Below are 23821 nucleotides of genomic sequence, written 5' to 3' on the forward strand. Positions count from 1 at the left end.
CCCACCTGAGAGGACTCCTCGTGCTGCGCACCCACACGGCCGGCTCGCTGCGGGCCGAGCACATCGGCACCACCGTCACCCTGACCGGGTGGGTGGATCGCCGTCGTGATCACGGTGGGGTCGCGTTCGTGGACCTCCGCGACGCCTCGGGCATCGCCCAGGTCGTCATCCGCGACGAGGCCGTCGCGCACGGGCTCCGCTCTGAGTACGTGCTCCAGGTGACCGGCGAGGTCGGCCGCCGCCCCGAGGGCAACGAGAACGACCACCTGGCCACCGGCGAGGTCGAGGTCGTCGCCCAGCAGGTCGTCGTGCTCAACGAGTCGGCGCCGCTGCCGTTCCCGGTGTCGTCCTCGCTGGACGAGCCGGTCGGCGAGGAGGCGCGGCTGCGCCACCGGTACCTCGACCTGCGCCGGCCGGCGCCCGCGCACGCCATGCGGCTGCGCTCGAAGGCCAGCCAGGCCGCGCGCCGCGTGCTGGAGGCGCACGAGTTCGTCGAGGTCGAGACCCCGACGCTCACGCACTCCACCCCCGAGGGCGCGCGCGACTTCCTGGTCCCGGCCCGGCTGGCGCCCGGCTCCTGGTACGCCCTGCCGCAGTCGCCGCAGCTGTTCAAGCAGCTGCTGATGGTCGGCGGCCTGGAGCGGTACTACCAGATCGCCCGCTGCTACCGGGACGAGGACTTCCGCGCCGACCGGCAGCCGGAGTTCACGCAGCTCGACATCGAGATGTCCTTCGTGGAGCAGGAGGACGTCATCGCGCTCGGCGAGGAGATCCTCGTCGCGCTGTGGGGGCTCATCGGCCACGAGGTGCCGACGCCGCTGCCGCGGATGACCTACGCCGAGGCGATGGCCAGGTACGGCACCGACAAGCCGGACCTGCGGTTCGGGCTCGAGCTCGTCGAGCTCACGGAGTTCTTCGCCGACACCCCGTTCCGGGTGTTCCAGGCGCCCTACGTCGGCGCGGTCGTCCAGCCCGGCGGCGCGGCCACCCCGCGGCGCGGGTTCGACGCCTGGCAGGAGTGGGCGAAGCAGCGCGGCGCCAAGGGCCTCGCGTACGTCACGGTCGCCGAGGACGGCACCCTGGGCGGCCCGGTCGCCAAGAACATCTCCGAGGCCGAGCGCGAGGGCCTGGTCGCCGCCGTCGGCGCGCAGCCGGGCGACGCGGTGTTCTTCGCCGCCGGCAAGGCGTCCGAGGCCCGCGGGCTGCTCGGCGCCGCCCGCCTGGAGATCGGCCGCCGCGGCGGGCTGATCGACGAGTCGCAGTGGTCCTTCCTCTGGGTCGTCGACGCGCCGCTGTTCAAGCCCACGGGCGAGGACGACGACGTGGCCGTCGGCGAGGGCGCCTGGACCGCCGTGCACCACGCGTTCACGTCGCCGACCCCGGAGTGGATCGACCGGTTCGAGGAGGACCCGGGCCAGGCGCTGGCCTACGCCTACGACATCGTCTGCAACGGCAACGAGATCGGCGGCGGGTCCATCCGTATCCACCGCCGCGACGTCCAGGAGCGCGTGTTCGCGGTCATGGGCATCGACGAGGCCGAGGCCCGCGAGAAGTTCGGCTGGCTGCTCGACGCCTTCCAGTTCGGCGCCCCGCCGCACGGCGGCATCGCGTTCGGCTGGGACCGCGTCGTGGCGCTGCTGACCGGTTCCGAGTCGATCCGCGACGTCATCGCGTTCCCGAAGTCCGGCGGCGGCTTCGACCCGCTGACGGGCGCCCCGGCCCCGATCTCGCCCGAGCAGCGCCGGGAGGCCGGCGTGGACGCGAAGCCGAAGTCGGCCGCCACGGACGACGGCGTCGCGAAGGAGCAGGCCGCCGCGGCGACCGTCGAGGCGTGACCGCGGCGGACCCGTCCGCCGCCCCGGTGCCGTCCGCCCCGCCCGCGTTCCCCGCGGGCTGGGCGGACGACCCGTTCCTGCTGGACGAGCGGGGCTGGCTGCGGCCCGAGCGCGTGCACGCCGCCGACGGCGCGCTGCTGGCGGTGCTGCGCACCACCCGGGGCGCCGCGGGCACGGTGCTGGTCGCCCTCGGGCCGGCCGAGCCCGTCGCGGACGCCCTGCGCGCGCACGACGACGGCACGCACCTGTTCGCGTGGGTGGACACGGCCGCGCTCGGCCTCCTGCGCGCCGCGGACGTGCACCGGCTCGGGCTGCGGCCGGCGCGCACCGGCTGGGAGTGCCTGATCACGGACGCTCCGCCGCCGGCCCTCGCGGCCGAGTCCCTCGTGCGGGCGCTCGACCCCGTCCGGGACGCCGACGCGATCCGCGCGTGCCTGGCCGAGGCGAACCCGACCACCGACGCCGACCCGGAGGGCCCGGGCGAGCGCTGGTGGGGCGTGCCCGGCGACGGCGGGCGCCTGGCCGGCGTCATCGGCGCCAACCCGCGGGCCGGACGCCCCGGCGGCCACGGCTCCGGGCACCTGCACGGCCTCGGCGTGCGGCCGGGGGAGCGCGGGCGCGGGCTCGGCGCGGCGCTCACCGCGGCGGCCGTGCGGGGCCTGCTCGTCGACGGGGCGGACTGGGTGACCCTCGGCATGTGGGACGACAACCACGGCGCCCGCCGGATCTACCACCGCCTCGGCCTGCGCACCCTGCACCGCATGACGACCCTCCGCCGCGACTGACCTCCCGGCGCGGCGCGACGCGGCGCCTTCGGGCGTCGAGATCGGTGCTTCCGGCCGAGATCGGTCGCCCGGACGACCGATCTCGGTGCGGACGACCGATCTCGGCGCAGGACGACCGATCGCGGTGGTCGCGCGCCGACGCCGGCGCGGGGCGGCGCGGGGTCAGTGGGTGATCGCGAGGCGGTCGTGCAGGCGGCGCAGGGGGGCCGGGGCCCACCAGTTCAGGTCCCCCAGGACGGTCATCGTCGCCGGGACGAGCAGCAGCCGGACGAGGGTCGCGTCGATGAGCACGGCGACCGCCAGGGAGAACCCGACCTCCTTGATGACCAGCAGCTCCCCGGCGACGAACCCCGCGAACACCGCGATGACGATCGCCGCGGCGGACGTGATGACCCGCCCGGAGCGCTGCAGCCCGAGGCGGACGGCCGCGTCGTTGGGCACGCCGGCGTCGTGCAGCTCCTTGATGCGGGACAGCAGGAACACCTCGTAGTCCATCGCCAGCCCGAACGCGAAGGCGATGACGAGCGCGAGCACGTACGTCTCGATCCCGCCGGTGGACTCGAAGCCCAGCACGCCGGACAGGTTGCCGTCCTGGAAGACCCACACCAGCACGCCGAGCGAGGCGCACAGCGACACGACGTTGGTGAGCAGCGCCTTCACCGGCACCAGCACGGAGCCGGTCATGAGGAACAGCAGCACGAGGGTGGCCACGGCGACGATGCCGAGCGCCCACGGCGCCCGGTCGACCAGCGCGTCGGTGAAGTCGATCTGGTTGGCCGCCTGGCCGCCGACCCACGCGTCGAACGGCAGGTCCAGGTCGCGGATCTCGTGCACCACGTCCTGCGCGCCCGTGCCGCCCGGGTCGGTGTCGTCCGGGCGGACGCCGATGACGACGACGGAGTCCCGGACCGCGGGCGGGTCGACCGAGGCGACGCCGGGCAGCGCCTCGAGGTCGGGCACGACGGCCTGGGCCTCGGCGGCGCCGGTGCGGGCGACCACCTGGACCGACGGCGAGGACGACGCGGGGTACTGCTCGGCGAGCACCCGGACGAACTCCCGCTGCGGGCTGGACAGCGGCAGCAGCTCGGTCGTCGAGTTCCGGAGCTGCACGTGCAGCAGCGGGGAGGCGAGCACCAGCAGGATCGCCAGCGAGCCGCCCATGACCCACCACGGCCGGCGCTGCACCCGCGCGGCGAGCCGGGAGAACACGCCCTCCTCGTGGCTGACGTCGGCGGTGCGGGCCAGCACGGCGCGCACGCCGGGCACCTTCGACAGCACGCTCGGCCGGGCGAGCCGCCGCCCGGACAGCACCAGCAGCGCCGGGACGAGCGTGAGCGCCGTCGCGACCGCGAACAGGATGACCGCGACCGACCCCGCGCCGAAGGCCCGCAGGATGTCCTGGCGGAACACCAGCAGCCCGGCGATGGACACGCCGACGGTGAGCGCGGAGAACGCCACGGTGCGCCCGGCGGTGCCCATCGTCGTGACGAGCGCGGTGACGACGGCGCCGTCGCCGCGCCGGCGCCGGTTGGCGCGGCCCTCGTCGTCGCCGAGCGTGCGCCCGAGCTCCTCGCGGAACCGCGACACGATCAGCAACCCGTAGTCGATGGACAGGCCGAGCCCGAGCACGGTGACGACGTTGACCACCGACGACTCGAGGTCGTCCATGAGGTACGACAGGCCGACCAGCGCACCGAGCCCGCCCGCGATCGACGCGACGGCCCCCGCCAGCGGCATGGACGCCGCGAGGAAGCCGCCGAACACCAGCACCATGATGAGCAGGGCGACCGGCAGCGCGATCGCCTCGCCGGTGGTGAGGTCCTGCTCGACCTGGTCGGTGATCGCCGAGACGATGAGCGAGGTCCCGCCGACCAGGCCCGTGGCGTCGGGGGCGACGCCCGCGAGGGCGTCCGGGACGGCGGCGAGCCGCTGCTCGACCTCGCGCAGCGCGTCGGCGCGCGCGTCGTCGGACAGGGCCGGGTCGAGCTCGGCGACCACGAGGAAGCCGTCGCCGTCGGCCGCGAGCAGCGGCGCGGCGGCGGGGTTCGCGGCGCCCTCCGGCAGCACGAACGGGTCGATGACCGAGGTCACGCCCTCCACGTCCGCGACGTCCTGCCGGGCCGGCTCCAGCGCCTCGGGCAGCCCCTCGGTCGCCGGGTCCGCGCCGCGCACGACCAGCGTCAGGGAGGCGCCGGACGTGTCGGACTCCTGCAGCAGCTCGGAGGCCCGGGCCGAGTCGGAGCCGGGCACCACCGGCTCCCCGGTGGTGAGCCGGTCGAACAGGTTCTGACCGCCCACGCCGACCAGCGCCAGCAGGAAGCACCCCACGGTGATGACGGCCCAGACGGCCAGGGTCAGGCGGGGGTGGCGGGCGACCAGGTGGCCCAGGCTCTGAAACACGCAGGTCAGCATCGCAGGCCCACCGGCCCCCGCGCACCATCGCGGCGCGGCGTGTGGGCGGGGCTGCGTAGGCTCGGCCGCATGGATCTGTTCGACGCGGTCACCTCGACCGCGCAGGGGACGCCCGCGCCGTCGGCCGGGGCCCCGCTCGCGGTGCGGATGCGCCCGCGCAGCCTGGCGGAGGTCGCCGGGCAGGAGCACCTGCTGGTGCCGGGGTCGCCGCTGCGGCGGCTGGTCGAACCGGGGGACGCGACCGCGCGGCGGGCCGCGCCGTCGTCCGTCGTGCTGTGGGGGCCGCCGGGGACCGGGAAGACCACGCTCGCGTACCTCGTCGCCACCACCTCCGGCCGCCGGTTCGTCGAGCTGTCCGCCGTGACCGCCGGCGTCAAGGACGTCCGGCAGGTCGTCGAGGACGCCCGCCGCCGGCTCGCGTCCGACGGCTCGGAGACCGTGCTGTTCATCGACGAGGTGCACCGGTTCACCAAGGCCCAGCAGGACGCGCTGCTGCCGAGCGTCGAGAACCGCTGGGTGACCCTGGTCGCGGCGACCACGGAGAACCCGAGCTTCTCGGTGAACTCGCCGCTGCTGTCCCGGTCGCTGCTGCTCACGCTCCGCCCGCTCGGCACCGACGACGTGCGGGCGCTGGTGCGCCGCGCGGTCGACGACGAGCGCGGGCTCGGCGGCGCGGTCCGGCTCACCGAGGAGGCCGAGGAGCACCTGCTGCGGCTGTCCGGCGGCGACGCGCGCAAGGCGCTGACCATCCTCGAGGCCGCGGCGGGCGCGGCGCTGGCCGACCGGGAGGCGCGCCTGGCGGACCCCGACGCGGACCACGGGGACGCCGCCGCGGAGGAGCCGGCCGTCGTGGACCTCGCGACGACCGAGCGGGCCATCGACGTCGCGGCGGTCCGCTACGACCGGGACGGCGACCAGCACTACGACGTCATCAGCGCGTTCATCAAGTCGGTGCGCGGCTCGGACGTCGACGCCTCCCTGCACTACCTGGCCCGGATGATCGCGGCGGGGGAGGACCCCCGGTTCATCGCGCGCCGGATCGTCATCTCCGCGGCCGAGGACGTCGGCATGGCCGACCCGAGCGCGCTGCAGACCGCCGTGGCCGCCGCGCAGGCCGTCGCGCTGATCGGCATGCCGGAGGCGCGGATCATCCTGGCCGAGGCCGTCGTGCACCTGGCGACCGCCCCGAAGTCGAACGCCGCGTACAACGGCATCAACGCCGCGCTGGCCGACGTGCAGGCGGGCCGCATGGGCTCGGTGCCCGCGCACCTGCGGGACGCGCACTACGCCGGGGCGAAGGCGCTGGGCCACGGGAAGGGCTACCTGTACGCGCACGACCACCCGCACGGGATCGCCGCGCAGCAGTACCTGCCGGACGAGCTGCTCGGCACCCGGTACTACGCGCCGACGGAGAACGGGTACGAGCGCCAGGTGGGCGAGCGGCTCGGGCGGATCCGGTCCGTGCTGGACCAGGCGCCGCCACCCGCGTAGGGCCCGGTGAGGCCCGGTTAGGACACAGCCGCGTCACCCGGTAGAGTTGACCGGTCGTCCGCGCCCGGGGTCCTGCCCCGGGGTCAGCCGGGCGGCCACCCTGGGGTCCTAGCCGCGACCGCGCCCGCTCGCCGGGCACCGTCGCACGAAGGTCGGCCCCACGCCCGCCGCGGACCATCCGCGACCGGGTGTGCCGTACGAGACGACAGGAAGAACCTCTGTGAGCAACGTGACCCGTGCGCGTCGCCAGGTGCGCCTCTCGCGCGCCCTCGGCCTCGCGCTGACGCCCAAGGCCGTCAAGCACTTCGAGAAGCGCCCCTACCCCCCGGGCGAGCACGGCCGCGCCCGTCGCCGCACCGAGTCGGACTACGCGGTCCGGCTGCGCGAGAAGCAGCGCCTGCGCGCCCAGTACGCCCTGCGCGAGAAGCAGCTCGCCCGTGCGTACGAGGACGCCCGCAAGGCCCCGGGCCTGACCGGTGAGGCCCTGGTCGAGGACCTCGAGACCCGCCTGGACGCGCTGGTGCTCCGCGCCGGCTTCGCCCGCACCATCCTGCAGGCGCGCCAGGTCGTGACGCACCGTCACGTGCTGGTCGACGGCAAGATCGTGGACCGTCCGTCCTTCCGCGTGAAGGAGGGCCAGACCCTGCAGATCAAGCCGAAGTCGCAGACCACGGTCCCGTTCCAGGTCGCCGCCGCCGGCGCGCACCGCGACGTCCTGCCGGCCGTCCCGGGCTACCTGGACGTCCAGCTCGAGAAGCTGTCCGCGGTCCTCGTGCGTCGCCCGAAGCGCGCCGAGGTGCCGATCACGTGCGAGGTCCAGCTGGTCGTCGAGTACTACGCCCGCTGAGCGCACCACGCCGTTCGACCGCGACGCCCCCGCACCGCCCGTCAGGGTCCGTGCCGGGGCGTCGCGGCGTTCCGGGCGCCGCACGCGGCGCCCGGTAGGGTTTCGCTGACGCGCACGCACCTGGAGAAGGGCTGGTCATGCTGGGAGACATCGCGGGGCTCATCGCGGCCATCGCCTTCGTGCTGCTCGTCGGGGCGCTCGCGCTGCCGCTGGTCAAGCTCGGCCGCGTGCTGGACGAGGCCCGGACGTCGGTCAAGGAGCTCACGGACCACACCGTGCCGATCCTCGACGAGGCGGCCACGACCGTGTCGTCCGCGAACACGCAGCTGGAGCGGGTCGACGCGATCACCACCTCGGCCGCCCAGGTCACGCAGAACGTCTCGGCCCTGACGTCGCTGTTCGCCGCTACCGTCGGCGGCCCGATGATCAAGGTCGCCGCGTTCTCCTACGGCGTCCGCCGGGCCCTCGCCGGGCTGGGCGGGAAGCGCGGGGCCGCGCGATGAAGCGGCTGTTCTGGGTCGCGGTCGGCGCGGCGGTCGCCGTCGCGGGCGCGAAGCGGCTCGGCCTGCTGGACGAGCCGCCGGCGGCCCGGCCGGACGCGGGGGACCGCACGCTCGGCGGCGCGGCGCTGGCCGCGCAGGCCGCGCGCACCGCCTTCCGCGCCGGGGCCACCGCGGCCGGGACCGTCCGGTCGCTGTCCGACGCACGGCGCGAGCTGCTGGCCGGGATGGCCGAGCGCGAGGCCCAGCTGCGGCACGACCTGGTCGGCGACGTGGACGTCGACGCCCTGCGCGCGGAGCGCCGCGCCGCCCGGGCCGCGGCCGCCGAGGAGGGCGCCGCGGGTGCCGTGCCGCCGGCCTGGCACCGCGACCCGGAGGCCCGCGAGGCCGCCCGCGCCGCCCGCGCCCGCCGGGGCTGGGCGGACGAGCCGACCGACGACCCCGCGGACGAGGACGGCGACCTGCCGTACTCGTTCTACTGAGAGCACCCGCGGCCCCCTAGGCTGCACCCCGGTCGAGGCGACGGGAACACCCCCGGGCGCCGCGACGCTGAAGCACGAGGACGGCGGACAGCGACCGCCGCGAGCACACGAACAGGACACACCATGCGCACCGCCGAGATCCGCCAGCGTTGGCTCGACTTCTTCGAGGCCCGCGGCCACGCCGTGGTGCCCTCGGCCCCGCTGATCTCGCCCGACCCGTCGACGCTGTTCGTCATCGCCGGCATGGTCCCGTTCATCCCGTACATGCTCGGCGAGCAGACCGCGCCGTGGCCGCGCGCGACGAGCGTGCAGAAGTGCGTGCGCACCCTCGACATCGAGGAGGTCGGCAAGACCACGCGGCACGGCACGTTCTTCCAGATGAACGGCAACTTCTCCTTCGGCGACTACTTCAAGGAGGGGGCGATCACCCACGCGTGGGAGCTGATCACCACCCCCCAGGACCAGGGCGGCTACGGCTTCGACCCGGAGAAGATCTGGGTGACGGTCTACGAGACCGACGACGAGGCGGCCGAGCTCTGGAAGAAGATCGCCGGCCTGCCGGACGAGCGCATCCAGCGCCGCGGCATGAAGGACAACTACTGGTCGACCGGCGCGCGCGGCCCCGCCGGCCCGTGCTCGGAGATCTACGTCGACCGCGGCCCGGAGTACGGCGCCGAGGGCGGCCCGGTCGTGGACGAGGACCGGTACATCGAGATCTGGAACCTCGTGTTCATGCAGTACGAGCGCGGCGACGGGGGCGGCAAGGAGAACTTCCCGATCCTCGGCGAGCTCAAGCAGAAGAACATCGACACCGGCATGGGCCTGGAGCGCGTCGCGTTCCTGCTGCAGGGCGTCGACAACATGTACGAGATCGACGAGGTCTTCCCCGTCATCCAGGCCGCGCAGGAGCTGTCCGGCCGCCGGTACGGCGCGGACCACGAGGACGACGTCCGGATGCGCGTCGTGGCCGACCACGTGCGGTCCGGACTCATGCTCATGGGCGACGGCGTGACCCCGTCGAACGAGGGCCGCGGCTACGTGCTGCGCCGCCTGCTGCGCCGCGCGGTGCGCGCGATGCGCCTGCTCGGCGTGGAGGAGCCCGCGCTGCCGACGCTGCTGCCCGTGTCGAAGGACGCCATGGCGCCGTCGTACCCGGAGCTCGCGCGGGACTTCGACCGCATCTCCCGGGTCGCGTACGCCGAGGAGGAGTCGTTCCGCCGCACGCTGGCCGCGGGCACGACGATCCTCGACACCGCGGTGACGGAGGCGAAGGCCCCGGCCGCGGGCGGCACGCCGCTGCTCTCCGGCGAGAAGGCGTTCCAGCTGCACGACACCTACGGCTTCCCGATCGACCTCACCCTCGAGATGGCCGCCGAGCAGGGCGTCTCCGTGGACGAGAAGGCCTTCCGGACGCTCATGCAGGCGCAGCGCGAGCGGGCGCGGGCGGACGCGCTGGCCAAGCGCGCGGGCCGGACCGACACCGCGGCGTACCAGGACCTGCACGCGACGCTGGCGGGCTCGGACGCGAAGCCCGTGGAGTTCGTGGGCTACGACCGCACCACGTCGCGCTCGCGCGTGGTCGGCCTGCTCGTCGACGGCGTGCCCGCGCCCGCCGCCACGGCGCCGGCGGACGTCGAGGTCGTGCTGGACGTCACCCCGTTCTACGCGGAGATGGGCGGCCAGCTCGCCGACCACGGCACGATCGTGCTGGACGGCGGCGCGACCGTCGAGGTCGACGACGTGCAGGCGCCGGTCAAGGGCCTGCCCGTGCACCGCGGCCGCCTGGTCGAGGGCACGCTGACCCTGGACGAGCCGGGCGTCGCGACGATCGACACCGAGCGCCGCCTCGCGATCAGCCGCGCGCACACCGCGACGCACATGGTGCACAAGGCCATCCAGGAGTCGCTCGGCCCGACCGCGACCCAGGCCGGCTCGGAGAACGCGCCCAGCCGGATCCGGTTCGACTTCCGCTCCGGCCAGGCCGTCCCGCAGGGCGTGCTGTCCGAGGTCGAGGAGCGGGTGAACACCCGCCTGCAGGAGGACCTGGACGTCACCGACGCGGTCATGCCCATCGCGGAGGCGCGCGCGCTCGGCGCGATGGCGCTGTTCGGCGAGAAGTACGGCGACCAGGTGCGCGTCGTGTCGATCGGCGGGGACTGGTCCCGCGAGCTCTGCGGCGGCACGCACGTGCGCCGCTCCGGCGAGCTCGGGCTGGTGACGCTGCTCGGCGAGGCCTCCATCGGCTCCGGCGTCCGCCGCGTCGACGCGCTGGTCGGTGACGGCGCCTACGGGTTCCAGGCCAAGGAGCGCGCGCTGGTCGGGCAGCTGTCCGGCCTGCTCGGCGCCCGCCCGGAGGAGCTCGCCGACCGCGTGTCCTCGCTGCTGTCCCGGCTCAAGGAGTCCGAGAAGGAGCTCGCCTCGGTGCGCGCCGCGCAGGTGCTCGCCGCGGCCGGGACCCTCGCGGCCTCGGCGGAGGACGTCGCCGGCGTGCGCGTCGTGACGCACGACGCCGGCGAGGTCGCCGCGGACGACCTGCGCACGCTCGTGCTCGACGTCCGGGGCCGGCTCGGCGAGTCGGCGCCGGCGGTCGTGGCGATCGGCGGCGTCGCGAAGGGCCGCCCGGTCGTCGTCGTGGCGACCAACGCGGCGGCGCGCGAGCGCGGCGTGCGCGCCGGCTCCCTCGTCAAGACGGCCTCGGGCCTGCTCGGCGGCGGAGGCGGCGGCAAGGACGACCTGGCGCAGGGCGGCGGCACCGACGCGGCCCGGCTCCCGGAGGCCCTCGCGGGCGTCCGGGACGCGATCCGGGCGGGCGCCTGAGCGCCGGCCCGGGCCCGTCCGCCGACGCGCCCGATCCCGACGCCGTCACCCGCGGAGCGCGCCTCGCGGTGGACGTCGGCTCGGTCCGCGTCGGCCTCGCGGCGAGCGACCCGGACGGCCTCGTCGCCACCCCGGTGGCCACGCTCGCGCGGGACAACCGGCCCGCTGACCTGCCCGAGGACCTCGCGGCCATCGTCGCCGAGGTCGCCGAGCGGGGAGCCGCGGCGGTGTACGTGGGGCTGCCGCGGCACCTGTCCGGGAAGGAAGGCGCTGCGGCAGCGGCCGCGCGCGCGTACGCTGGTGCGCTGGCGCAGGCCGTCGCACCGGTTCCGGTGCGGTTGGTCGACGAGCGGATGAGCACCGTCACCGCCCATCACGCGCTGCACGCGTCCGGCCGGTCCGGGCGCCGCCATCGTGCGGTCGTCGACCAGGCGGCCGCCGTGGTGATCCTGCAGACCGCGCTGGACGCGGAGCGTTCCTCGGGCCGCCGGCCCGGCGAGCGGGTCACGGTGACCCGCCCGCAGGACGCCCCCGGCCGGCGCCAGGGGGGTCTCGGGGAAGGACAGGCAGGACACACCGAAGGGACAGCCGAGTGAGCGACCTCTTCCTCGGTGCTCCGCACCAGGAGCACCACGAGGCGCCGCCCCCGTCGCGTCGCTCGCGCCGGGACGACAAGGAGCACCAGGCGAAGCAGCGCAAGCACCGCCGGCGCCGCTCCGTGGTCGTGCTGGTGCTCGCGCTCGCCCTCGTGGGCGGCGCGGCCTTCGTCGTGTGGAGCGTCGTCGGCGGCCTGTTCACCGGCGGCTCCGCGGAGGAGACCGTCCAGGACTACCCCGGTCCCGGCAGCGGCGAGGTCCAGGTGACCGTCGCGTCCGGCGACACCGGCGTGGCCATCGGCCAGACCCTGCACGACGCGGGCGTCGTCGCCACCGTCAAGGCCTTCACCGACGCGTACGCCGCGAACCCCGGCGCGACCTCGATCCAGCCCGGCACCTACGCGCTGCAGCTCGAGATGCGCGCCGCCGACGCCGTCAACGCCCTGCTCGACGAGGCCAACCGCGTGTCGTCCCGCGTGACGATCCCGGAGGGCTACACCGCCGCGCAGGTCTACCAGCGCATCTACGAGGTCACCACCATCCCGGTGGAGGACCTGCAGGCCGCCGCCGCCGACCCGGCCGCGATCGGCCTGCCCGCCGAGGCGAACGGCAACGTGGAGGGCTGGCTGTTCCCGTCGACGTACGAGGTCGAGCCCGGCACCACCGCCGCGGGCCTGCTCTCGCAGATGGTCGCGCAGACCACCAGCCAGCTGACGAGCAAGGGCGTGCCGCAGGACCGGTGGGAGGACGTGCTGATCCGCGCCTCGATCATCGAGCGTGAGGCCAAGCACGACGAGGACCGGCCGAAGATGGCGCGCGCCATCCAGAACCGGCTCGACATCGCCATGCCGCTGCAGATCGACGCGATCGTCGCCTACGGGCTGGGCAAGTCCGGCACCGAGCTGACCTACGCGGACACCAAGGACGCGCAGCCGCCGTACAACCCGTACAACGTGTACAAGCTGCCCGGCCTGCCGCCCACCCCGATCGCGTCGCCCGGCGGCGCGTCGATCGACGCCGTGCTCAACCCCGCCGAGGGTGACTGGCTGTTCTGGGTGACGGTCAACCTCGACACCGGCGAGACGAAGTTCGCCTCGACCTTCGACGAGCACCAGGAGTACCGCGACGAGCTGAGGGCCTGGCAGGAAGCGAACGGGTGAGCACGCACGACCCCCGCCGGGCCGCCGTGCTCGGCCACCCGGTCGCGCACTCGCTCTCGCCCCGGCTGCACCGCGCCGCGTACGCCGCGCTCGGCCTGGACGGCTGGGCGTACGACGCGATCGACACCACCGAGGAGGCCCTGCCGGGCTTCCTGGCGGCGCTCGACGGCACCTGGGCGGGCCTGAGCCTGACCATGCCGCTGAAGCAGACCGTCATCCCGCTGCTCGACCACGTCGAGCCGCTCGCGGCGGTCGTCGGCGCGGTGAACACCGTGCTGGTGCAGCCCGGGGGAGCGCGGCCGGTGCTCACCGGGGCGAACACGGACGTGCACGGGCTGGTCGCGGCGCTGTCCGAGGGCCTCGGTCCGGGCGCCGGCGCGGGAGCGCCGGCCGTGCCCCGGAGCGCCGTGGTGCTGGGCGCCGGCGCCACGGCCGCGTCCACGCTGGCGGCCCTGGCGGAGCTCGGCTGCACCGCCCCGGTCGTGCACGTGCGGTCCCTGGGCCGCACCGGCGGGCTGGCGCGGGCCGCGCACCGCATGGGCGTCGAGCCGGTGTTCCGGCCCCTGGACGAGGCGTTGCGCGCGCTCCAGGGTGCCGACGTCGTCGTCTCCACCCTGCCGCCGCGGGCCGCCGACGACCTGGCTGCCGCGCTGGCCGCCGACGCCGCGGCCCCGCGAGCGGGGGCGGTGCTGCTCGACGTCGCCTACGACCCCCGCCCGACCGCCCTGCACGCCGCGTGGGCCGCCCGCGGCGGCGTCGCGGTGCCGGGGGAGCGGATGCTCCTGCACCAGGCCGTCGAGCAGGTGCGGCTCATGACGGGCCGGCCCGCGCCGCTCGCCGCGATGGACGCCGCGCTGGCGGCGGTCCTGGACGAGCCCGCGGCCTGACGCCGCTCCGGGCGAACCCGCGCCCGCTTCCTCATCTTCGCCCGCCCCTCTGCCGATGGTCCCTACGGGGCAGGTGCACCGACCTGCCCCGGACGGAGGGACACGGGGTGAAGCAGCTCGGCGAGATCCTGCTGGACGAGGGGCTGGTCACCGAGGCGCAGCTCATGGCCGCCCTCGACGAGCAGCTCGTGCGGGGGCAGTCGCTCGGCCGCACGCTGGTCGAGATCGGGGTGCTCACCGAGGGCCAGCTCGTCGCCGCGCTCGCGCGCCAGGTCGGCATGGCGTTCGTCGACCTCGACGAGTACCCGGTGGACCGCGCCGCCGTCTCGATGGTCCCCGCCGCGCTGTGCCGCCGGTACACCGTGCTGCCCGTCGGGTTCGAGAACGGCTCGCTCGTCCTCGCCACCGCCGACCCGGGCAACGTCGTCGCGGTGGACGACGTGCGCACCGTGTCCGGCATGGCGGTGCTGCCGATCGTCGCCACGTTCGAGAACCTGGCCCGCGCCATCGACCGGTTCTGCCGGGCCGACGGCGAGATGGAGGACCTGTCCTCGGCGTTCGAGGAGGAGCAGGCGCCCGCCGAGATCGACCTGTCGCGCATCGGCGACGTCGTCGAGGACGACGCCCCGATCGTCCGGTACGTCAACCTGCTGGTGACGCAGGCGATCTCGGACCGGGCGTCGGACATCCACATCGAGCCCACGGAGCACGACCTGCGGGTGCGCTACCGGATCGACGGCGTGCTGCACGAGATGCAGCGGTCCCCGAAGCAGATCCAGGGCGGGGTCATCTCCCGCGTGAAGATCCTGTCGGACATCGACATCGCCGAGCGGCGCAAGCCGCAGGACGGCCGCATGTCCGTGACGCACAACGGCCGCAAGATCGACCTGCGCGTGGCGACGCTGCCGACCGTGTGGGGCGAGAAGATCGTCATGCGCATCCTGGACAACTCGACCGCGTCGCTCGACCTGCGGGACCTGGCGTTCCTCGAGCACAACTACGCGACGTACCACGAGGCGTACACCAAGCCGTACGGGATGATCCTGGTCACCGGCCCGACCGGGTCGGGGAAGTCGACCACCCTGTACGCGACGCTGAACGCGGTGTCCCGCCCGGAGATCAACGTGATCACGGTCGAGGACCCGGTGGAGTACCGGCTCGCGGGGATCAACCAGGTGCAGGTCAACCCGAAGGCCGGCCTGACGTTCGCGGGGGCGCTGCGCTCGATCCTGCGGTCGGACCCCGACGTGGTGCTGCTCGGCGAGATCCGGGACCACGAGACGGCGCAGATCGCGATCGAGGCGGCGCTGACCGGGCACCTGGTGCTGTCGACGCTGCACACGAACGACGCGCCGTCGGCGGTGACGCGGCTGGTCGAGATGGGGATCGAGCCGTTCCTCGTCGGGTCGGCGCTGGACGCGGTGGTGGCGCAGCGCCTCGCCCGGAAGCTCTGCGAGAAGTGCCGCGAGCCGTACGTCCCGACCGAGACCGAGCTGATCTCGGCCCGCTTCCCCTGGGTGCCGGGAGAGGCCCTCCCCGAGGTGTTCCGCCCCGTGGGTTGCGTCGCGTGCTCCCGCACCGGCTACCGGGGGCGCCTCGCGCTGCACGAGGTCATGACGGTGACCGAGGACATCGAGCGGCACGCCGTCGCGCGCTCCTCGTCCGCCGAGATCGCCGCGACGGCCCGGGCGCAGGGCATGATCACGCTCCGCGACGACGGGTGGCAGAAGGTCGCGGCCGGGTCGACGTCGATCGAGGAGATCCTGCGCGTCGTCGCCTGACCGCGACGGCTCAAGCCGACGGCCCGGTGGGCCGATGAGCAGTTCGTGCGGCCGTCTCGGGCTGTGCGGGACGGAGGAGAGACGTGAGCGAACCCTGGATGCCCGACGCCCTGTCGGCGCCGCGGCAGCCGGCGGCCCCGTACGCGGCGCCGTCCCCGGAGGTCCGGACCGCGGCACTGCCGCCGGTGCCGGCCGCCGCTGCCCCCGTTGTGCCGACGGCGGCCCCGCCCGCTGCGCCGTCCGCACCGCAGGCCCCGGTCGCCCCCGCCCCGGGGCTGCGCGCCGCCGGCCGCGTGGGCATGGGCGACCCCCTCGAGCAGGACGACCTCTCGCTGGACGACGCGCTGCGCGAGATGGTGCGCATCGGCGCGTCCGACCTGCACCTGACCTCCGGGGCGGCGCCGACGGTGCGTATCTCCGGCTCGCTCGAGCCGCTGCCGGGCTTCACCCCGCAGATGCCCGACCCGCTCCGCCGGGTGCTGTACCGGATCCTCACCCAGAAGCAGCGGGAGGTGTTCGAGGCCAACCTCGAGCTGGACTTCTCGTACGCACTGCGCGGCGTCGCGCGGTTCCGCGTGAACCTGTACCAGCAGCGCGAGTCGATCGGGGCGGCGTTCCGCGTCATCCCGTACGAGATCAAGCCGCTGGAGGAGCTCGGCGTCCCGCCGGTCGTCGCGACGTTCGCCGGCCTCCCGCGCGGACTGGTCCTCGTCACCGGCCCGACCGGCTCGGGCAAGTCGACGACGCTCGCGTCGGTGATCGACCTCGCGAACCGGACCCGCAGCGACCACATCATGACCGTCGAGGACCCGATCGAGTTCCTGCACCGGCACAAGCGGTCGCTGGTCAACCAGCGCGAGGTGGGGGGAGACACCCACTCGTTCGCCGCGGCGCTCAAGCACGTGCTGCGGCAGGACCCGGACATCATCCTGGTCGGCGAGCTGCGCGACCTCGAGACGATCTCGGTGGCGCTCACCGCCGCCGAGACCGGCCACCTCGTGTTCGCGACGCTGCACACGCAGGACGCCGCGCAGACGATCGACCGCATCATCGACGTGTTCCCGTCGCACCAGCAGGCGCAGGTCCGCACCCAGCTCGCGGGCGCGGTGCAGGGCGTCGTCTGCCAGACGCTCTGCAAGCGGGCGGACGGCCGCGGCCGCGTCGTGGCGACCGAGGTCATGATCGCCACGCCCGCCGTGCGGAACCTCATCCGCGAGGGCAAGACGCACCAGATCTACTCGGCGATGCAGGCGGGGGCGCAGCAGGGCATGCACACCCTCGACCAGCACCTCGCGGAGCTGGTACGGACGGGCCGGATCGCCTACGAGGTGGGACTGGAGCGCGCACACCACATCGAGGACTTCAACCGGCTGACCGGCCGCTTCTCCGGCATGACCCAGGGTCAGGCGGGGATGGCGGCGGCGTCGGGGTACGGGGACCTGGCATGAGCGACACGAAGACGTTCGAGTACGCCGTCCGGGACCGGTCCGGCAAGCTGACCAAGGGCCGGGTCGACGCGGCCAGCCAGGCGGCGGTCGCCCACCGGCTCCGCGAGATGGGCCTCGCGGCGGTCTCGATCTCCGAGGTGTCGACCACCGGCCTGCAGCGCGAGATCACGATCCCGGGTCTCAGCGACCGGATCAAGCTCAAGGATCTGGCGGTGATGTCGCGCCAGCTCGCCACCATGATCGACTCCGGCCTCTCGCTGATCCGGGCTCTGGCCATCCTCACGGAGCAGACCGAGTCCAAGCCCCTCGCCAAGGTGCTGGCGCAGGTGCGGACCGACGTCGAGACGGGTGTGGCGTTCTCGGCCGCGCTCGAGCGGCACCCCGACGTCTTCCCCCCGCTCATGGTGAACATGGTGCGAGCGGGGGAGATCGGCGGGTTCCTCGACCAGGTGCTGCTGTCGGTGGCGCAGAACTTCGAGGACGAGGTCAAGCTGCGGAGCAAGATCAAGTCCGCCATGACCTACCCGGTGATCGTCTTCATCGTCGCCGTGCTCGCCATGATCGGCATGCTGCTGTTCATCGTGCCGATCTTCGCGGACATGTTCGCGGACCTGGGTGGCGAGCTCCCCGCGCTGACCAAGTTCCTCGTCGTGCTCTCGAACGGGCTCAAGTGGGCCATCGGCCCGATCGTCGTGCTCCTGGTGGCGTTCGCGTGGTGGTGGAGCAAGCACAAGAACGACCGTGGCGTCCGCGAGAAGGTCGATCCCTGGCGCCTGAAGATGCCCGTCTTCGGGCCGCTTTTCCGGAAGGTCGCTCTCGCGCGTTTCTGCCGGAACTTCGGCACGATGATCCACGCCGGCGTGCCGATCCTCCAGGCCCTCGACATCGTCGGCGAGACGAGCGGCAACATCGTCGTCGAGCGCGCCACCAAGGCCGTGCAGGAATCGGTGCGCCGCGGCGAGTCGCTGTCGCGGCCGCTCGGCCAGCACCCGGTGTTCCCGCCGATGGTGGTGCAGATGATGTCCGTGGGCGAGGAGACCGGCGCCCTCGACACGATGCTGTCCAAGGTGGCGCAGTTCTACGACCAGGAGGTCGAGTCCACCACGGAGCAGCTCACCAGCCTCATCGAGCCGCTCATGATCGTCATCGTCGGCGCGATCATCGGCTTCATCGTCGTCGGCCTGTACATGCCGATCTTCAGCATCTTCAACGTCGTGCAATAGCGGCAAATCGGACAGCGGGCTCACCCGTCGGGGTGAATCTCGCTGACGGGCTGTCATCCGCTCAAGTTGCGACGACGCGCTCCCGATGTTGGTGGTGCACCACCCGAACGGCCCGCGGATCGCGGACCGACTTTCTTCAGAACACGGCTTTCCCTCACCTCAGGAGTCGACGTGATCGCTCGTATCCGCAAGTCCATCGAGGAGAAGGACCGGGGCTTCACCCTGGTCGAGCTCCTGGTCGTCATGATCATCATCGGGATCCTCGCGGCCATCGCGATCCCGGTGTTCCTCAACCAGCGCAAGAAGGCCGCGGAGACCTCGGCCAAGGCCGACGTCTCGACGATCGGCAAGGAGATCGCGGCCTACTTCGTGGACGGCACGGAGAACCTGACGGTGGCCACGACGGCTGGCGCCGCCGGTGCGCCCAGCACCTGGACCATGACGGCGGGGGCGGGGGCGGGGACCCCCGTCACCAGCGGGACGCTGTCGAACGGCAACACGGCCTCCGGCAGCGCGACCGCCTCGACCGGCGCGTTCTGCGTCGCCGTCGACCCGGCGCTCGACGGTGCGTCCACGTGGAAGTACACGGAGACGGGCCTGGCCAAGGGGGCTTGCTGACCTACGCGCCACATTCCGGAGGGGGTGCCCGCTGCCTGGCGGGTGCCCCCTCGCGGGCGCATCAGACGGAGTCGCGCACGAGGGAGGATCGGATGAACGCCGTACTGCGCCGTCTGCGGCGTCGCCCCGACGACGCCGGCTTCACCCTCATCGAGGTCATCGTCGCCATGGTCATCGTCGCCGCGGTCATGACCTCCCTCAGCTACGCGGTGGTCAGCAGCCTCAAGACCATCCAGCAGGCCCGTCAGCGCCAGACCGCGACCGCCCTCGCGACGCAGCAGCTCGAGCGGCTCCGGGCGCTCCCGTACGACACGGTGACGCAGCCCGGCGCCGGTTCCACCGTGAAGAGCGGTCTGCTCTACACGAGCACGGCGTCCGGTGTGACGACCTTCTCGCCCGCCTCGGCGGTCCTGCCCGGCGTCTCGGAGACGCTGGTCGTCAACACCGTCTCCGGCCAGTGGACCGACACCGCCGTCGACGGCGTGACGTACCGCGTCCACACGTACGTGACGAAGGCTCCCCCGACCGCGTCGGGGTCGCAGCCGTTCAACCTGACGGTCCTCGTGCGCTGGACCAGCCCGGTGTTCCCGGACGCCCGCACCACCGCGCAGCGCACGACGACGTACTCGCCCGCCGGCTGCCTCTCGACGGCGACCGCGCCGTTCGCCGCACCGTGCCAGGCGTACCTCACGGTCCGGGCCGGCGAGGCGCTGGGCGGGGTCACGGTCACCGATCCCGTCGACTCCACGGTGCCGATCACCGGCATGTCGGCGACGTCGCTGCAGCTCGACTTCGCGCGGGCGTCGTCCACGTTCCTCGTCGAGCAGACCGCCACCGGGCAGGCGGGTGCGTCGACCTCGGGTGGTTCGGTGGCCGACGGCACGATCACCCGCACCGGCGGCGAGGCCGCGACGGCGGCGGTGGACTCGGACCCGTCCTCGACCCCCGACCAGTCGCTGATCGTCGGCACGCCCGTGCACACGTCCGGCTCGCTCCAGACCTCGGGGTCGGGCGGGACGCTCGCGCTGCGGCCGTCGAGCAGCGACACCGGCACCGCCCGCGCCGCCGTCGCCGCCGACGCCTCCGTCTGCCTCGACAGCACCGGCGCGGCGCTGACCACCGGCGCGGCGGGCTCCCTGCGGCCATGCTCGTCGTCTGTGGTGCAGACCGCGGGCTCTGCCGCCTCCTTGACCTACACCGCGCCCGACGGGACGGCGGTGCCGCTCGCCACGTTCGGCACGTCCGGGCAGCCGACGCGTTCCGTCGCGGCGATCCTCGGCTCGGCCAACACCGGGGCGTGCACCGGGGCCACGATCGACTGCAGCCACGGCGCGGCGAAGCGCACGCTGGGGACGTCGGCGATGGCGGCCACGGCCTTCACCGCTGCGCCGTCGGGTTTCTCCGCGACGAACGGCCTGTGGTCGGTGACGGGCCTGACGGAGTCGGTCCGCGCGGAGGAGGGTGCCGGGGCGCAGACGCCGGCGTTCACCCGCGCGGGCACGCTGCGCGTGTGGAACGGCACCGGGTACACGACGGTGAACCTGGCCGGATACGCGTCGGTGGCGGCGGCAGGGGCGCCGCAGTCGGAGTCGTGGACGATCCCCGCGACGGCCGTGGACTACGGCGGCGTCCGCGTCACGTACGAGGGGTCGGTCATGGTGCAGCGGCCGAGCATCGCGCGGACGCCGGCGACCCGGACCGGCGTGCTGACGACCGACTGCAAGACCACCGCGTGCACGACGACGGTCGACGGCTCCGCGGTCCTGACCGCACGGGTCGTCGCGACGGTGTCCGTCGGAGGAACGACCCTGACCAGCTTCGCGGTGGTGTCCGACCTCGGCGGCGTCACCGCCGACGCCTCGTACAAGGCGGCCGCGAATGGCTGAGCGCGCGCCGCGTGACAGCGGCATGACCCTGACCGAGCTGCTCGTCTCGATGATCGTGTTCTCGCTGGCGATCGCGATGATCACGGGTGCCCTCATCTCGGTCATGTCCATCACGAAGGACGCGGAGTCCGCCTCGGACGCGGCGTTCCAGACCCGCCAGGCGCTGGCGATCATCGACCGGCAGGTGCGCTCGGGCAACGTCCTGTTCAGCCCCGCCGACGAGGTCGCGCACGTGGCGTCGTGCCAGGACCTGGGCAGCAACAGCGGCACGTGCATGCGGATCTACACGCAGTCGAACGGCACCGAGAAGTGCGTGCAGTGGCAGGTCGCCGACGACGGCGACGGGGCCTACGACCTCCGGATGCGCTCCTGGGAGCCGACGTGGCAGACCGGCGGGGCCGTGACCGACTGGTCGATCGTCTCCCGCGGCCTCGCGCTCGAGGGTGCGCCGTTCCAGCTCGACGTCGGCGCCGGCGGCGTCTACGGGTCGCGGCTGCTCAAGGTCCACCTCGTCTCCCGCAACGCCGAGACCGGCCGGGACGTGTCCATCGACGCGTCGATCTCCGGCCGCAACACCACCTACGGCTACACCGGCAGCCAGTGCCTGCCGGTGCCCCCCGAGTGAGGAGCAGGACATGACGCGTGTGCTGCGCAGGATCCGCGCGGCCCGGCAGCGGCCCGACGACGGCGTCGCCATCGTGGCCGCGATCGCGGTCGTGGCGCTGGTCGGCGTCCTGGTCGTGGTGACCGTCGGCATCGCGCTGACCGAGGCGCGTCAGACCGGCCGCGACCGCCAGCGGTCCGAAGCGGTGGCGGCCGCCGAGTCGCAGGTCACGACGCTCACGGCGCAGATCCAGTCGGCGGCGCCCTCCGCCCTCACCTCGCTGTGCGGGACGATCCCCGGCAGCGGGACCGTCGGCAGCGACACCTACACCAGCTCGACTGAGGTCACCTACTACAACGCGGCCGGCGCGGCGGTGCCCTGCACCGCGCTCGCCACGACGCCCGTGACGCAGGCCGCGATCAAGACCACCTCGACGTCCGACCAGATCGCCGGGACCCAGGTCGCCGAGCGCACGGTCGAGTCGCTGGTGCGGCTGACTCCCCACTACGCGAACAACCTCGACAAGGCGATCTTCTCGGACTCGACGATGACCGTCTCGAACAAGACGGTGCTCGCGAGCAAGTCCGGGACGCCGGACGCCGACATCTACACCAACGGCGACTTCTACTGCCGGAACAACCAGGAGTACCACGGCTCGATCTACGCGCAGGGGCTGATCAAGCTCGAGGCACAGTGCACGGTGAGCGTGGACGCGTGGGCCAAGGGCAATGTGGAGGCGACGAACCAGTCCGCCTCGATCGGGGGACGCGCGCTGTCCGCGACGGGCAACGTCTCCCTGGACAAGACGCCGGTCGGTCAGCAGGCCCGCGCCCGCTACACGGCCAGCGGCGACATCTGCGCGACTGCCGGCAAGTGCTTCTCGAACGTGGTCGTGGACGCCCCGCCCAGCACCGCGTTCCCACAGCTCACGTGGGACACCAGCGCCCAGGCGGGCTGGGCCGCCCACGGGTACACCAACGTCGTGACGTTCCCGCAGGGCAACTTCGTCTGCGGCGGGTACAACCCGCCGGGGAACCAGAACCTCGTGGGCGCGGACGGGCAGTCGCGCAACATGAACGGCAAGGCCGATGGGGTAGGAGCCTGGCTTTTCGCCAACGCGTACCAGCTGCCGGGGCCGACCGTCATCGTGAGCGACTGCCCCAACGATCAGGTGAAGATGCAGGGCATCGACATCGTCCCGAACCACGACATCGTCGTGATCTCGCGCGCCGGCTTCAACTTCTCCAGCAACACGACGATCACGGCGAAGCCAGGGACGGCGACCGCCGAGGACCCCGCGCTGCTGTACCTCATCCAGCCCAGCGTGTTCCAGGGAGCGACGGTCGGCTGCAGCGGTGACGGCATCGCGCTGGACAACCAGGTGACCGTGGACAAGACGGTGAACACGCTGCTCTACTCGCCGTGCTCGATCCGCAAGGCCAACAAGTCGGAGATCGTCGGCCAGGTGTACTCCGGCAGGTCGGTGACCGTCGACAACCAGCTCGACATGACCTACATCGCCATGCCGGTCTGGGGCGGCCTGTCCGGGTCCTCGACCATCTCGTCGTACGGCGTGGAGGTGCAGTACACCCGTGAGACCACCTCCTGAGCTGGTCGCCGTGCTCGGAGCGTCCGGCGCGTCCGCGCTGCTGGTGGTGGCGTGCGCCGGCCTGGGTCTGCTGGTCGGCTCGTTCCTGAACGTGGTCGTCTGGCGGGTGCCGCGCGGCGCCTCGGTCGTCAGCCCGCCCAGCGCGTGCCCGGCCTGCGGGGCGCGCGTACGGCCGCGGGACAACGTGCCGGTGCTGTCGTGGCTGCTCCTGCGCGGGAGGTGCCGCGACTGCGCGGCTCCGATCAGCCCGCGCTACCCGCTGGTTGAGGCTGGGACGGGCCTGCTGTTCGGGCTCACCGCCTGGTGGGCCGGTTGGAGCTGGGTGCTTCCGGCCCTGCTGTTCGCGGTCGGTCTCGCGGTCGCGCTGGCGCTGATCGACGTCGACGTGCACCGGCTCCCGGACGCGCTCGTGCTGCCGTCGTACCCCGTGCTGGCCGCGTTGCTGCTGCTCGCCTCGGCGAATCCCGGCGGCGCGAGCGACTGGTCCGCGCTCGGCCGGGCCCTGCTCGGCGGCGCGGCGCTCGCGCTCGCCTACGCAGTGATCTGGGTCGTGTACCCCGCGGGCATGGGGCTCGGCGACGTCAAGCTCGCAGGTCTCCTCGGCATGCTGCTCGGCTGGTTCGGCTGGGGTGCGGTCGTCGTCGGGTTCTTCGCGGCGTTCCTGCTCGCCGGCGCCGTGGTCGTCGCGCTGCTCGCCGCCCGCCGTGTCGGGCGCAGGACGGCCGTCGCGTTCGGCCCGTGGATGCTGGTCGGCGCCGCCCTCGGCGTGGTCGCGGGGCAGCAGGCGCTGGACGGGTACGTCGCCCTGTTCCAGGCCGTCGGCGCCTGACGCCGCGGCTG

Annotated in this window: 19 protein-coding genes; 18 read left to right on the top strand and 1 reads right to left on the bottom strand. The window is 73.6% G+C overall.

The window, feature by feature from the left end; all coding sequences use genetic code 11:
• Positions 1 to 20: 20 nt before the first annotated feature.
• A complete protein-coding gene (gene aspS, locus HNR08_RS18660) occupies positions 21 to 1835 on the top strand; it encodes an aspartate--tRNA ligase (protein ID WP_146831942.1) in 1815 nt (604 codons plus the stop codon).
• Positions 1832 to 2620, top strand: coding sequence for a GNAT family N-acetyltransferase (locus HNR08_RS22820; RefSeq protein ID WP_146831945.1), 789 nt, complete (start codon positions 1832 to 1834; stop codon positions 2618 to 2620). Before aspS ends, HNR08_RS22820 begins: the two co-directional genes overlap by 4 nt.
• A gap of 162 nt (positions 2621 to 2782) precedes the next feature.
• Here HNR08_RS22820 and HNR08_RS18670 read toward each other — a convergent pair whose 3' ends face one another.
• The gene (locus tag HNR08_RS18670) at positions 2783 to 5020 is read right to left on the bottom strand and encodes an MMPL family transporter (RefSeq protein ID WP_307724236.1); all 2238 of its coding nucleotides are present in this window, start codon (positions 5018 to 5020) and stop codon (positions 2783 to 2785) included.
• 81 nt (positions 5021 to 5101) lie between these two features.
• Here HNR08_RS18670 and HNR08_RS18675 point away from each other — a divergent pair, with 81 nt between their 5' ends.
• The 16 genes from HNR08_RS18675 (at position 5102) to HNR08_RS18750 (ending at position 23810) form a co-directional block, all read left to right on the top strand.
• Positions 5102 to 6523 carry a replication-associated recombination protein A gene (locus tag HNR08_RS18675; RefSeq protein WP_146831948.1) on the top strand — a complete coding sequence of 474 codons (1422 nt, stop codon included), beginning with the start codon at positions 5102 to 5104 and terminating at the stop codon, positions 6521 to 6523.
• Positions 6524 to 6743: 220 nt separating this feature from the next.
• Entirely contained in the window at positions 6744 to 7370 is a 627-nt protein-coding gene (gene rpsD / locus HNR08_RS18680; protein ID WP_146831951.1) for a 30S ribosomal protein S4, read from the top strand.
• A gap of 137 nt (positions 7371 to 7507) precedes the next feature.
• Positions 7508 to 7873 carry a DUF948 domain-containing protein gene (locus tag HNR08_RS18685; protein ID WP_146831954.1) on the top strand — a complete coding sequence of 122 codons (366 nt, stop codon included), beginning with the start codon at positions 7508 to 7510 and terminating at the stop codon, positions 7871 to 7873.
• On the top strand, positions 7870 to 8352 hold the full coding sequence (locus HNR08_RS18690; RefSeq protein WP_146831956.1) for a hypothetical protein: 483 nt from the start codon (positions 7870 to 7872) through the stop codon (positions 8350 to 8352). The genes HNR08_RS18685 and HNR08_RS18690 overlap by 4 nt, the downstream gene beginning before the upstream one ends.
• Positions 8353 to 8475: 123 nt before the next feature.
• Positions 8476 to 11169, top strand: a complete 2694-nt coding sequence (gene alaS, locus HNR08_RS18695) for an alanine--tRNA ligase (protein WP_146831959.1) — start codon at positions 8476 to 8478, stop codon at positions 11167 to 11169.
• Complete coding sequence (gene ruvX, locus HNR08_RS18700; protein WP_146831962.1) at positions 11166 to 11765, top strand: Holliday junction resolvase RuvX; 600 nt, start codon at positions 11166 to 11168, stop codon at positions 11763 to 11765. Before alaS ends, ruvX begins: the two co-directional genes overlap by 4 nt.
• On the top strand, positions 11762 to 12925 hold the full coding sequence (gene mltG, locus HNR08_RS18705; protein ID WP_146831965.1) for an endolytic transglycosylase MltG: 1164 nt from the start codon (positions 11762 to 11764) through the stop codon (positions 12923 to 12925). Before ruvX ends, mltG begins: the two co-directional genes overlap by 4 nt.
• Complete coding sequence (locus tag HNR08_RS18710) at positions 12922 to 13812, top strand: shikimate dehydrogenase (RefSeq protein ID WP_146831968.1); 891 nt, start codon at positions 12922 to 12924, stop codon at positions 13810 to 13812. Before mltG ends, HNR08_RS18710 begins: the two co-directional genes overlap by 4 nt.
• Positions 13813 to 13919: 107 nt before the next feature.
• A complete protein-coding gene (locus HNR08_RS18715) occupies positions 13920 to 15593 on the top strand; it encodes a GspE/PulE family protein (protein ID WP_146831971.1) in 1674 nt (557 codons plus the stop codon).
• An 83-nt stretch (positions 15594 to 15676) separates the two neighbouring features.
• Positions 15677 to 17041: a type IV pilus twitching motility protein PilT gene (locus HNR08_RS18720; RefSeq protein ID WP_276509332.1), complete on the top strand. Its 1365-nt coding sequence runs from the start codon at positions 15677 to 15679 to the stop codon at positions 17039 to 17041.
• A complete protein-coding gene (locus tag HNR08_RS18725; RefSeq protein ID WP_146831974.1) occupies positions 17038 to 18264 on the top strand; it encodes a type II secretion system F family protein in 1227 nt (408 codons plus the stop codon). Before HNR08_RS18720 ends, HNR08_RS18725 begins: the two co-directional genes overlap by 4 nt.
• 171 nt (positions 18265 to 18435) lie before the next feature.
• Positions 18436 to 18882, top strand: a complete 447-nt coding sequence (locus HNR08_RS18730) for a type II secretion system protein (RefSeq protein ID WP_146831977.1) — start codon at positions 18436 to 18438, stop codon at positions 18880 to 18882.
• A gap of 92 nt (positions 18883 to 18974) precedes the next feature.
• Positions 18975 to 20768: a type II secretion system protein gene (locus tag HNR08_RS18735; protein WP_146831981.1), complete on the top strand. Its 1794-nt coding sequence runs from the start codon at positions 18975 to 18977 to the stop codon at positions 20766 to 20768.
• Complete coding sequence (locus tag HNR08_RS18740; RefSeq protein ID WP_146831984.1) at positions 20761 to 21393, top strand: PulJ/GspJ family protein; 633 nt, start codon at positions 20761 to 20763, stop codon at positions 21391 to 21393. Before HNR08_RS18735 ends, HNR08_RS18740 begins: the two co-directional genes overlap by 8 nt.
• A 10-nt stretch (positions 21394 to 21403) precedes the next feature.
• Positions 21404 to 22981, top strand: a complete 1578-nt coding sequence (locus tag HNR08_RS18745) for a hypothetical protein (protein WP_146831987.1) — start codon at positions 21404 to 21406, stop codon at positions 22979 to 22981.
• The gene (locus HNR08_RS18750) at positions 22965 to 23810 is read left to right on the top strand and encodes a prepilin peptidase (RefSeq protein ID WP_246802854.1); all 846 of its coding nucleotides are present in this window, start codon (positions 22965 to 22967) and stop codon (positions 23808 to 23810) included. The genes HNR08_RS18745 and HNR08_RS18750 overlap by 17 nt, the downstream gene beginning before the upstream one ends.
• The last annotated feature ends 11 nt before the right edge of the window (positions 23811 to 23821 follow it).

Origin of the sequence: Cellulomonas hominis (assembly GCF_014201095.1) — a bacterium.
Lineage (GTDB): Bacteria > Actinomycetota > Actinomycetes > Actinomycetales > Cellulomonadaceae > Cellulomonas > Cellulomonas hominis.

Coding starts and splice junctions, on each gene's coding strand:
- HNR08_RS18675 (WP_146831948.1), top strand. CDS start 5,102: ATGGATCTGTTCGACGCGGTCACCTCGACCGCGCAGGGGACGCCCGCG.
- HNR08_RS18745 (WP_146831987.1), top strand. CDS start 21,404: ATGACGCGTGTGCTGCGCAGGATCCGCGCGGCCCGGCAGCGGCCCGAC.
- HNR08_RS18740 (WP_146831984.1), top strand. CDS start 20,761: ATGGCTGAGCGCGCGCCGCGTGACAGCGGCATGACCCTGACCGAGCTG.
- HNR08_RS18725 (WP_146831974.1), top strand. CDS start 17,038: ATGAGCGACACGAAGACGTTCGAGTACGCCGTCCGGGACCGGTCCGGC.
- HNR08_RS18690 (WP_146831956.1), top strand. CDS start 7,870: ATGAAGCGGCTGTTCTGGGTCGCGGTCGGCGCGGCGGTCGCCGTCGCG.
- HNR08_RS18685 (WP_146831954.1), top strand. CDS start 7,508: ATGCTGGGAGACATCGCGGGGCTCATCGCGGCCATCGCCTTCGTGCTG.
- alaS (WP_146831959.1), top strand. CDS start 8,476: ATGCGCACCGCCGAGATCCGCCAGCGTTGGCTCGACTTCTTCGAGGCC.
- HNR08_RS18735 (WP_146831981.1), top strand. CDS start 18,975: ATGAACGCCGTACTGCGCCGTCTGCGGCGTCGCCCCGACGACGCCGGC.